At 43.5% G+C, this 12,419-nt stretch carries 6 protein-coding genes; all 6 read left to right on the forward strand.

Translation table 11 applies throughout. The annotated features are described in order from the left end of the window. Positions 1-11 precede the first annotated feature (11 nt). On the forward strand, positions 12-1,196 hold the full coding sequence (locus E1163_RS19565; protein ID WP_155174149.1) for a glycosyltransferase family 2 protein: 1,185 nt from the start codon (positions 12-14) through the stop codon (positions 1,194-1,196). Beyond that, a complete protein-coding gene (locus E1163_RS19570) occupies positions 1,193-2,098 on the forward strand; it encodes a glycosyltransferase family 2 protein (RefSeq protein ID WP_155174150.1) in 906 nt (301 codons plus the stop codon). The genes E1163_RS19565 and E1163_RS19570 overlap by 4 nt, the downstream gene beginning before the upstream one ends. Before the next feature lie 9 nt (positions 2,099-2,107). Continuing rightward, positions 2,108-3,994, forward strand: a complete 1,887-nt coding sequence (gene asnB, locus E1163_RS19575) for an asparagine synthase (glutamine-hydrolyzing) (RefSeq protein ID WP_155174151.1) — start codon at positions 2,108-2,110, stop codon at positions 3,992-3,994. Continuing rightward, positions 3,949-5,673 (forward strand): hypothetical protein, encoded by a 1,725-nt coding sequence (locus E1163_RS19580; RefSeq protein WP_155174152.1) that lies wholly within the window; start codon positions 3,949-3,951, stop codon positions 5,671-5,673. Before asnB ends, E1163_RS19580 begins: the two co-directional genes overlap by 46 nt. A 121-nt stretch (positions 5,674-5,794) precedes the next feature. Then, on the forward strand, positions 5,795-11,086 hold the full coding sequence (locus E1163_RS19585) for a PKD domain-containing protein (protein WP_155174153.1): 5,292 nt from the start codon (positions 5,795-5,797) through the stop codon (positions 11,084-11,086). A gap of 17 nt (positions 11,087-11,103) precedes the next feature. Beyond that, a partial coding sequence (locus tag E1163_RS19590) for a PorP/SprF family type IX secretion system membrane protein (protein WP_155174154.1) occupies positions 11,104-12,419 on the forward strand: 1,316 nt, incomplete at its 3' end.

The raw sequence follows: 12,419 nt of genomic DNA on the forward strand, positions 1-12,419 counted from the left end.
TAGCTTAAACCTTGAATATACTCTTTATTATTATAGAGATAGTCCTACTATCCTACTTCGCCTATGTGGCCTTGTATACCCTTATTTTTTCTCTTGCAGGCCTTTTTTATAAAAAACCTCCATTAGTTGACGTAAAGAGAAAAAACAAATTTGCTGTACTCATACCTGCATACAAAGAAGATGGTGTAATTGTACATGTAGCTCAGGAGGCCCTCAATCAATCCTATCCGCATGACAGGTATGAAGTGGTTGTGATTGCAGATTCGCTTCAACCAGAGACCATCAGCAAACTTAAAGCCCTACCTATCAACACATGTGAAGTCTCCTTCGAGAAAAGCACTAAAGTAAAAGCCATGAATGAAGCCATGAGGCGCCTGGGGGATGACTACGACTTCGTAGTGATACTGGACGCTGACAATGTCATGGAGCCAAATTTCCTGGAAACCATGAACAATCTTCATGAACAAGGTTTTCTTGCAATACAAGGTCGCAGGGCTGCAAAAAACGAAGACACCTCCCTCTCCTATCTCGATGGGCTGAGCGAAGAGATCAACAACCACATTTATGGCCGTGGCGGCACTGCCCTTCACCTCTCCGCCGCTCTGAAAGGATCGGGAATGTCATTCAAATATGGTATACTCAAAGATATGCTCAAACAAATGGCCTCTATAGGGGGCTTTGACAGAGAGCTGGAATTGCGTCTCGTCAATGAGGGTATAAATGTACTGTATGCATCCAATGCCATTATTTACGATGAAAAGGTTGAGCAATCCAACGTGTTTGAAAACCAACGCAAGCGATGGATATCAAGCCAGTATTTTTACCTGAAGCAATACTTTCTCTCAGGAATTATAAATCTTTTCAAAGGCCGTATCACCTATTTTAACAGCACGGTACTCAGAAACATCCAACTGCCGCGTTTGATCAATCTCGGACTTATCACTGCAGTTACCTTTGCATTGTTTTTTCTTCAACGCTTTATAACTATTCCGTATGAAACCTGGTTTATGACATGGGTCGCGACCGTTTTGGGTATTTTACTGGCGATTCCTAAAGCCTATTACGGCCCAAGGTTGGTAAAATCTGTTTTCAGGCTACCATCCATATTCTGGAAAATGTTCCTGTTATTATTCAAACTTAAAGGAGCCAACAAGAAATTTATTCATACACCCCATAGTTCTCCAACTCAAAAATGAACACCATAACCGAACCGCTGGTTTCTATAGTTAGCATAAATTATAACAGCACTGTTCAAACTAAAGAGTTGCTCGAATCGCTAAGAAAGGTTGACTATAAAAACCTGGAAATTATCATCGTTGACAATGGCTCTGCCAACAGGGATATTGAAGACATTGTTGATGATTTCCCTGAAGTGAACTTTATTATGAACCCGGATAACCTGGGGTTTGCAGGTGGCAATAATGTGGCCATCAGGGAAGCAAGGGGTGAATATGTTTTTTTTGTTAATAATGATGCAGAGCTAACTCCAGGCTGTATTCGTCCACTGCTTGATACATTTGAACAGTTCAAGGATGCTGGTGCAGTAAGCCCTAAATTTCATTATTACAGCAGACCCGGAATAATAGAATATGCCGGGTACTCTCCCATAAGTGCCATTACCGGAAGAAATGATACTATTGGCGCCAATGAAAAAGACCAGGGCCAATACGACCAGGTATCTACAACACATTACACGCATGGTGGTGGTATGATGGTACCTAAAAGAATAATAGATGAAGTAGGCCCCATGCCTGAGCAATATTTCCTCTATTACGAAGAGTTTGACTGGTGCGAAATGATGAAGAAAGCCGGGTATAAGATTTATTATCAGCCCAATGCGCTTGTGTGCCATAAGGTATCTGCTTCTATCGGTCAAAACAGTACACTCAAAACTTACTACCTCACAAGAAACCGTATTCTTTTTATGCGCAGAAATAAAAGTAGCATCTCATATGCTGTTTTTCTGACATTTCTGCTGTTCTTTACAATACCAAAAAATGTGTTATCCTTCATCAGTAAAGGACAATACAAGCACCTTTCAGTCTTTTGGAAAGCGATAACCTGGAATTTTGGAATAAAAAAAGTACCACAATTTTAATAGCAATTTATGTGCGGCATAGCTGGATTTATAGATTTCAATAAACGATCATCAGAAGACACGCTACGGGCCATGACCGATGAACTGATCCATCGTGGCCCTGATGACAGTGGTGTTTTTTTTGAAGACAATGACCATGCACAGGTTGGTCTCGGGCATAGAAGGCTTTCTATCCTTGACCTAAGTGCATTGGGCCACCAGCCAATGCAGTTTCAGCAATACACCGTGGTTTTTAATGGTGAGATCTACAACTTTAAAGAGATCACTGAACTCCTCACTCAAAAAGGCTATAAATTCAAATCGCATTCGGACACAGAGGTGCTTCTCAAAGCCTTCGACTGCTGGGGCACAAAAGCTGTCGACCATTTCATCGGCATGTTTGCCTTCGTTTTGTACGATAAAAACAATGAGGAAGTACTATTTTTCAGAGACAGAGCCGGAGTAAAGCCGCTGTACTACTATTATAAAGATGGATGCCTGTTATTTGCGTCCGAGTTAAAGAGTTTTCACAAACATGACTCTTTTAGAAAGGAAATTGACCATGATAACCTCGCCCTCTTCCTGCAGTATAACTACTTGCCTGCCCCCTACTCCATATTCAAATACACTTTTAAATTGGAGCCTGGCCACTTCCTGCGACTTGACCTTAAAAACAAAGACCTTCAACAGCATAAATACTGGGATGTTGTAGATCATTACAACAAACCTAAGCTGGACATATCTTACGATGAGGCAGTTGAGGAAACGGAAAAACTCCTCATGAGTGCATTCTCTTACCGCATGGTATCAGATGTACCGGTAGGATTGTTCTTAAGTGGTGGTTATGATAGCACCGCAGTTACTGCCTTACTACAGTCACAAAGCACTGAAAAAATAAAAACCTTTACCATAGGCTATGAAGAGCAGGCCTTCAATGAAGCCCCTGAGGCTAAAAAGGTTGCTGATTATTTAGGCACCGACCATACTGAGAAATATTGTACTGCCAAAGATACTGCCGACATCCTTCACAAACTCCCTCAGATTTATGATGAGCCATTTGCAGATAATTCGGTAGTGCCTACTTTTCTGGTCAGCCAACTGGCACGAACAAAAGTAAAGGTTGCTCTTTCAGGTGATGCAGGTGATGAGATATTTGCAGGCTATGATAAGTTTAACAGGGCTGTTAACTTTACCAAGATCCCAGGTGTGGCACAAAGCCTTATGAGCGGTGCTATGGGCTTGATATCTCCGGAAAACATCCCTGTTCTCAATAAAAAATATAACTTCTCTACGAGATATGAAAAGATGCGTGAGATTTGGAAATATAAATCCCCATCTCATGCCATGAAGATTATTTCTCAGTTCATTACAGAGCAAGAGGCCAGGAAATACCTGACAAAGGACTTCCAAAACAAAAAGACATATTTCGATATAGAGTCGGAATTAAATGATGGCAATGATCCACTGAATAAGTTGCTAGCCATAGATTATAAAACATTCCTTCTGGACAATAACCTCACCAAAGTAGACCGGGCCACAATGGCCGTGGGGCTCGAAGGTCGTGAGCCTATCCTGGACCATAGAATTGTTGAATTCGTAAGCCAGCTTCCATCTTCTTACAAAATAAAGGATGGAGTAAACAAGAGCATATTGAAAACGATAGTGCATAAATACGTGCCCGAGGCCATAATGGACCGTCCCAAAAAGCCTTTCCTGGCGCCCCTAACCGTGTGGTTTAAAGATGAGTTAAAAGATTATTACCTTGAGTATTTGGACGAGACACGCTTAAAAAATGATGGTATTTTCACTAAAAGTGTAATAGAACTTAGAAATGCTTATCTTTCAGGAAAAGAAATTAACCATCAAAAGCTGTGGAATATTTTGATTTTCCAATTGTGGAAAGAAAAATGGATGTAATAAGGAAATACCTGACGATATGTTGTGTCGGGTGCTTACTTATAACTTCTCATACAAAAGCCCAAACCTTAACCTCAAAGCAAACAAATACAGTCTCCAACATAAGGTTTTGGGAATACTTACCTGTAGAATACCAGCCTGAGGGCACGAAGAGTCCTGTAATATTCTTTTTACATGGCAAAGGCGAACGGGGTGACGGCTCCGACTCTTCCATGCAGGTGGTTTTAAAGCATGGGCCATTAAAACATATTCAAAACAAGGATTTCGGTGTTTTTAAATCGCAGGGAAAGAATTATTCATTTATTGTTCTTGCTCCTCAATTGGATAAACCAAACACTTTCTGGGAGCCGGAGTATGTTGATGAATTTATCAGGTATGCATTTTCGGAATATAACATAGACCCCGAGCGGGTTTACCTCACAGGATTGAGTATGGGGGGTAACGGCACCTGGAACTATGCATACAGTAGCTATAATGCAGAAAATAAATTTGCTGCCATTGCCCCGATTGCCGGATGGGGCAGTACTAACAAAGTATGCCTGGTTAAGGAAAGAAATATTCCCACATGGATATTTCATGGTGTTGATGACAAAACCGTTCCCTTTGTCAGAGGCAAAGCCATGTACGATGCCTTAGGTTCATGTAAAAGCGGCCTCGAAAAAGATTATAACTTTACAGCCTATAAGAATACAGGGCATAACTCCTGGCAAAAAGCCTATGACTTAACCCATAAATGGAATAAGCCAAACCTCTACGAGTGGTTTTTATCTCACAAGCTTAACCGCGATCAATCTACCATACTGTCTAAAAACCTGAACATTAAAGACAATGTAATGGCATCATCGGCTGAAGCTCACAATGCAGTTACTGATGTAGTTTGCAGGCTTCCTCAATCCCTCAATGAGATATCCGGATTGATCAGGGACAGCAAAGGTGTATTATGGGCTCACAACGATAGTTATAATGGCCCGTACATCATGCAGTTGGATACTAATGGAAGCGTAACCCGCTTTAAAAAGGTGATTTTTTCCTCAAACTTTGATTGGGAAGATCTTGCCATAGATCAGGATGACAACATTTACATAGGTGATATCGGTAACAACGAAAATAACAGAAAGAAGCTTTACATCTACAAAATATCAGCCAGAGATACCTCAGAGCGTGTCAAGGCTGAAACGATTAGCTTTTCTTATCCGGATCAACTGGATTTTCCTCCGTCTGCTAAAGGGATGAACTACGATTCGGAGGCAATGATTCATTATAACAACTCATTATATACTTTTTCGAAAAATCGTACCAGTCCATTTACCGGTATAGTCAGGGTTTACAAAATACCAGCTACTCCCGGTGATTATGATGCCGAATTGATCGACAGTTTGAAACTGGAGACAGGCCCTATGCATGACAACTGGATAACAGGAGCCGATATAAGTCCCGATGGTCAAACGATTGCCCTCCTTTCACACAGGAAGATATGGCTGATTAATTGTTTTGAAGGCAAGAAATTTTCTGAAGGCAATATCACCAGGATAGTCCTTGATAGCTTTACCCAAAAAGAGGCTGTTACTTTCATAGATAACCATACCCTGTATATTGCTGACGAAAGGTTTAAGGACATGTTGGGTGGTTACCTTTACAAAATGGACATTAGTCATTGGTTATCAGAAGATTGCGAGTAAATTCGCGTCATACCAGGCAGGTAGAGTTCAATTTTAAATCAATTACTTAATAAATTAATTTGTTTTTTTGTACCTTGTATTGATATAGCTGTTGGCATTTATCAAATAGTTATTAACCCCGATGAAAACCAAACCTAACTTACTGCTTTGGGTAGTAGCATTTTTACTTACCCCTACGCTATGTCTGGCGCAGTTCACCCCAAGAATGACCACCGCAGGCACTGGTTATCTGGAATACTTGCCACCGGACTATGCAACAAATCCTACTAAAAAATATCCTTTGATGATATTCCTGCATGGTGCCGGAGAAAAAGGCAGTGGTTCCCCCTCCGACCTTGAAAAAGTAAAAGCCAACGGCCCTCCAAAAGAGATTAAAAACGGCCACAACATGTGCTTTACAGTTGGTGGGGTCGAAAAGTGCTTCATAGTTATTGCTCCTCAATTGCCCGGAAGTAAGCCTTCATGGGGCGTTTCTTTAATTGATGAGGTTTTCAATTATGTACTCAACGGTCCCTTAAACTATAGAGTTGATTTAAATCAAATACACCTTACCGGCTTAAGCCTCGGATCAAATGGAGTTTACAAATACGCCTACATGTCTGTTAATGATCCTAACAAGCTGGCATCTATCTCTCCTATTGCTGCCTGGGGAGACACCAACAAAGGATGTGTGATCTCCGAAAGGAAAATACCCCTCTGGGCGTTTCATGGAGACCAGGATAAAACGGTTGGCTATGCGAGTGGACTTGCCATGTTCAATGCCGTAAAAGACTGTACAACACCAGTTCCGACTGCCGAATTAATATTTACCACCTATGAAGGTGTTGGGCATAACTCCTGGGGTAGAGCCTACAATACAGGGCATACTTATCATAATCCCAACCTTTATGAATGGATGCTTTCAAAATCACTCTCCGGTAACCCAACAGCTAATGCAGGCCCTGACCAATCCATTACTCTCCCAACCAATAGCATTACCCTGAGTGGATCCGGAAGTGATCCGGATGGCACAATCGTTTCATATGCGTGGACCAGGATATCAGGTCCATCAGCCACATTGGTCAATAATAACACAGCTACACTTACAGCAAATAACCTGCTTGAGGGCATCTACACTTTCAGGCTCACCGTAACCGATAACAGTGGGAATACAGCCAGCGATAATGTAACGGTAACTGTAAATCCTGCGGCAGTTAATGTTGCACCTACGGTAAATGCAGGGGCTGATATCACCTTAACTTTACCTACTAATAGCACCAATATCACAGGTACCGCCAGCGACACTGATGGAAGCATTGTGACCTACGCCTGGACGCAGCAGTCCGGTCCGTCAGCAGCTACAACCTCAGGGGCCGCCAGTGCAACTCTAACGGTCAGTAACCTTGTTGAAGGCACTTACAAATTCCGTATCACTGTTACCGATGATGATGGGGCAACTGCCTTTGACGAGATCAATGTGATCGTAAATCCTGCAGCTATAAATTCGCCTCCCACGGCAAATGCCGGTTCTGATAAAACTATTAATCTGCCAACCAACAGCACCACGCTAGCCGGTAGCGGCAGTGACAGCGATGGCTCGGTAGCTTCATACGCATGGTCACAAATCAGTGGCCCTTCCGCAACTTTGGCCAATCAAAATACTGCTACACTCAGTTTATCAAACCTGGTTGAGGGCAATTATGAATTCAGACTTACCGTTACGGATGATGATGGGGCAACCGGAACTGACAATGTTTTGGTCACCGTTATAGCAGCTAACCAAAACCCTGTAGCCAATGCCGGGTCTGACATCACATTAACGCTTCCTACCAACGCTACAAATCTTAGTGGAAGTGCAACTGATGCCGACGGTACAATTGCAGTGTACCTTTGGGAGCAAATCAGTGGGCCGGCAACGGCTACGATCACCAATGCTGGTACTGCAACGGCAAGTGTATCAAACCTGGTTGAAGGTACTTATCAGTTTCAACTTACTGCAACCGACGACGATGGCGCGGAAGATACTGATATTGTACAGGTAACGGTGGTTTCAGTTCCTGCAAACGTGGCACCTGTTACAAATGCGGGTTCTGATAAGAACATAACTCTACCTGTAAATTCGGTGGTTTTGAACGGGTCTGCATCTGACTCTGATGGCACCATAGCCACTTACACCTGGACAAAAACTTCGGGACCTTCTACTTTTACCCTTTCAGGGCAAAACACAGCGACACTTACGGCTAGCAATTTGGTAGCCGGAACTTATATATTCAGGTTAACCGTAACTGATGACGACGGTGCCAGCCATTTTGACGAAGCAACAGTCAATGTCGCACTCGCCACAGTAAACCAATCCCCCGTAGCGGATGCCGGAAGCAACATGAGCATCACACTTCCGACAAATTCCGTGGTTTTAAATGGTTCCGGAACAGATCCAGACGGCACGGTCGCCGGCTATGCCTGGAGCCAGGTATCAGGCCCATCTTCGGCAACATTGTCGGGTGCAGCCACTGCTACTTTAAATGCGGGTAATCTTATTGAAGGCGTTTACACCTTTCAACTCACCGTAACCGATAATCAGGGAGCTTCAGGTTCTGACAATGTTTCTGTAACCGTAACTGCATTGAACACTCCTCCTGTTGTTAACGCCGGCTCCGACGTTAACCTGGTTTTACCTACTGACAACGTGGACATTACTGGTACAGCGACAGACAGTGACGGCACCATAGCTTCCACACAATGGACGCAGGTAAGTGGATCGGCGGCATCTTTTACCGTTAGTGGCAACACCATCTCCATAACCGGCCTTACTGCAGGTAACTACATTTTCAGGTTTAGAGCAACTGATGATGACGGGGATTCTGCTCAGGATGATGTGGAAGTAGTGGTAACGGCATCCAATATACTTCCAGTGGTTAATGCTGGTCCGGACAAGGCTGTTACATTGCCTACGAATACGGTAAACCTCACCGGTACAGCAAGTGATAGCGACGGAACCATAGCATCCTACTCCTGGAGTATCATCAGCGGCCCTGTTGCTACACTTACCAATCAGAATACAGCTACAGTTACTGTAAGCAATTTAACAGAAGGGTCGTACACCTTACGTTTTACAGCTACGGACAATGACGGAGGTTCCAAATCAGACCAGGCTATTATAACGGTACACCCTGAGGCCACTAACCAACCTCCTACTGCCAATGCCGGCCCGAATCTGTCCATCACGCTTCCTACTAACTTTGTAACTATTTCAGGTAGTGGCTCCGATGCTGACGGAACCATTGCCTCTTATAACTGGACTAAAAAAAGTGGGCCGTCAGCAGGTACTTTGGCCAACAGTACTACCTCAACACTTACGGCGTCAGGCCTGGTGGAGGGCACCTATGTTTTTACCCTGGCAGTAACTGATGACGATGGTGCCACAAACACTGATGATGTGACAGTAACAGTAAATCCGGAGGATGTAAACCAGTCACCCACTTCAAAAGCAGGCAGCGATATTACGTTGGTACTTCCTACCAACAGCACGAATATTGCAGGTGCCGGCAGCGATCCTGATGGCACAATAGTAAGCTATTCCTGGAGCCAGATAAGCGGACCGGCTGCAGCCACCATTTCCGGAGCTGCAACACCGACCGTAACTGTAAGTGGTCTGGTTGAAGGAACTTACACATTCAATTTAACCGTGCAGGATGATGACGGAGCGACTGATGATGACTACGTCAATGTTATTGTTCAGGCCGAAACTGTCAATCAGAAACCTACCGCCAATGCCGGCCTGGATAAAACATTGATCCTGCCTACAAATACCATCAATATTAGTGGTTCAGGCAGCGACATAGACGGGGCGGTTACAAGCTATCTTTGGACTAAAGTCAGTGGCCCTTCGGCAAACCTGACTAATACAGCCAACCCAACAATGACAGCCAGTAATCTTTTGGAAGGTATCTACAAGTTCAGGCTGACTGTAACAGATGATGATGGGGAGACTGGTTCGGATGAAGTGGTAGTTACAGTTTTACCAGCTACCATAAACCAATCACCGACTGCCAATGCCGGCGCCAACATTACTCTGGTATTGCCAACAAACTCAGCCATTATTTACGGTTCGGGTAGCGACGCTGACGGTACCGTGGTATCTTACGCCTGGAGCAAGATCAGTGGCCCGGCAGCGACATTAACAGACCAAACCACCCCACAGTTAACAGTAACCGGTATGGTTGAGGGCAGCTATGTATTCAGGCTTACCGTTACTGACGATGATGGGGCTGTAGGTTCTGATGATGTACTCGTAACTATCCTACCTCAAAATACCAACCTTGCACCTACAGCATTTGCCGGAGCAGATCAGATTATAAAGCTTCCCACCAATACTGCTATTCTAAATGGTGTAGGAAATGATGTTGACGGAACAATAGTTTCGTACCAATGGGATAAAGTCAGTGGGCCAACTGGCACATTCAGTGACATGAGCCAGGCAACTCTTAACCTTTCGGATCTCGTTGAAGGCATCTATATTTTCAGCCTTACGGTCACCGATGACGATGGGGCCGAAGGAACCGATGAAGTAAAGGTAAGTATCCTCCCTGCCTCATTTAACTTAACGCCTGTGGCAAATGCCGGAGAAGACCTGTTCCTGGAACTGCCGGTCAACAGTGTTGTAATCAATGGTTCGGGAACAGATCCGGATGGTGTGATAGATGCTTATAACTGGTTTATGGTCAGTGGTGCCAATACCCCTGCATTGGCCGGTGCCAACACGGCGGACTTATCTGTATCGGGACTTATTGAGGGCGTGTATATTTTCACTTTAGAAGTAACCGATGATGGAGGACTTGCGGACTCAGACAATGTAAAAGTAGTGGTAACATCACCGGATGTTATAGAAAACACACCGCCAACGGTTGATGCAGGTCAGGATCAAATCATCATTCTACCGAAAACCAGCACTTTGCTGACCGGAAAAATGGTAAACCCTGGTCTTGCAGAAAGTTATTTGTGGACTCAAATAACCGGGGCCGCAGTCAATGTGAGTGGAGCAGACTCTGATTCCCTGCTCGTTACAGGACTGGCAGAAGGAGATTATACCTTTGAATTAACCATTACAGACAATCAAGGCCTTTCCGGCAGCGACAGAGTTAACATTGAAGTTATCTCCCAATTGAGAGACCTTGAATTTCCAATGAAAATGTTTAGCCCGAATAATGACGGAGTAAATGACACATGGTTGCTGGACCCTGACCTAAGTAAATATGAAGGTTGCCATCTGTACATTTATAACCGAAGAGGTTCTCAGGTATATGAGGCCACCTCGTACCAAAATAATTGGGAAGCCCGGTTAAATGGCCAGGAGTTACCGGATGGAGTTTATTTTTACATTTTAAAATGTGATAATAAAACATCTGCATCAGGAAGTATAACAGTGATAAGATAGTAAGAAGTAAACCTAACATGCGAACCACAACATCACTAATTACCTTACTTTTTCTAACAACTATAAGTGCATTGGGTCAACAGGTACCATCCTACAATCAATTCTTTTTTAATCCTGCACTTTATAATCCATCATTTATTGGCCAATCCGGATACACGGAAGCCAATATTAACCACCGTCAGCAATGGGTGGGTATAGAAGGAGCTCCTGTGACAACTAATGTGAATATTCAAACGCCATTATCAGAAAGGCTGGCTTTGGGATTAATACTATATAGTGACAAGCTGGGACTGCTCACCACTTATGAAACCACTGCCGGGTTAAGCTACAATATCAACCTGGGGCCTGCAAGCCGCTTATCATTTGGACTTACTGCCGGGGTGGGCAGAAATGAGATTGAGTTTGTAGACAATGACCCTGCTTATGCCAATGCCCTGGACAAGAGCTTCTATTTTTCGGGACAATTTGGTGTTAATTTTACGATGAACAGACTAACGGTAGGCTTTGCCTTACCACAATTGATGGAATCTCAGTTTGCCCAGGAGGAAAACTTTGAAGAGATAGGGCTCGAAGCAACCAAACTAACCTTTTCATCAGTCTCTTATAAGTTTGACATCGGCCAAAAAATAACCCTGGAACCCACTGTATTTTATCAAAGTGATGAAAAATCTATTGACCAGTTAGGCGGATTGGCAGCCATAACCTATGATAACCTTTTCTGGGTTGGAGGCGGATATAGAGAAGAACAGGGAGCCAATGGCTTTGTAGGTTTCAACATCAACGAATTCATTAAAGTGGGATATGCCTACGAATTTGCACCTGCAGCAACTTCGTCAGAGTTGAGTGACGGAACCCATGAATTTCAGGTAAGTATTAAACTGGGCAAAAATAAACGGCAGAAAACCAAAACTATTGTCAGTAAAGAAGCTGATCCTTCACCCCAAATTGATGATATAAAAGAAAATGAATTGGTTGAAACAGAACCGGAAGAGGAAAAAGAAGAAGAGCCAATTGAAAAAGTAACAAGAACTACGAATAACCGACAAGAAGAACCGGAAGAGGAAGAGGAAGAGGAAGAGATAGAAGTAGTTCAAAAAGAATACATAACTGAACTTGAAGGTCAATCATATACCGAAACAGAGGATGAGGTATCCGAACCGGAGAAAGAAGAGCGTATTATAAAACCAGGGGAATTAGCTCCGGGATATTATGTAATAGTTGGAGCATATCAGAGCAGACAAAACGCTGAATCGTATGCATCCCAAGTCAGGTCATCCGGTTACTATGTTTCCGTTGGTGTTAACCCCGCCACAGGTTTGAATTATGTCTACAT

The sequence above is a fragment of the Fulvivirga kasyanovii genome, from assembly GCF_009711405.1.
GTDB lineage: Bacteria > Bacteroidota > Bacteroidia > Cytophagales > Cyclobacteriaceae > Fulvivirga > Fulvivirga kasyanovii.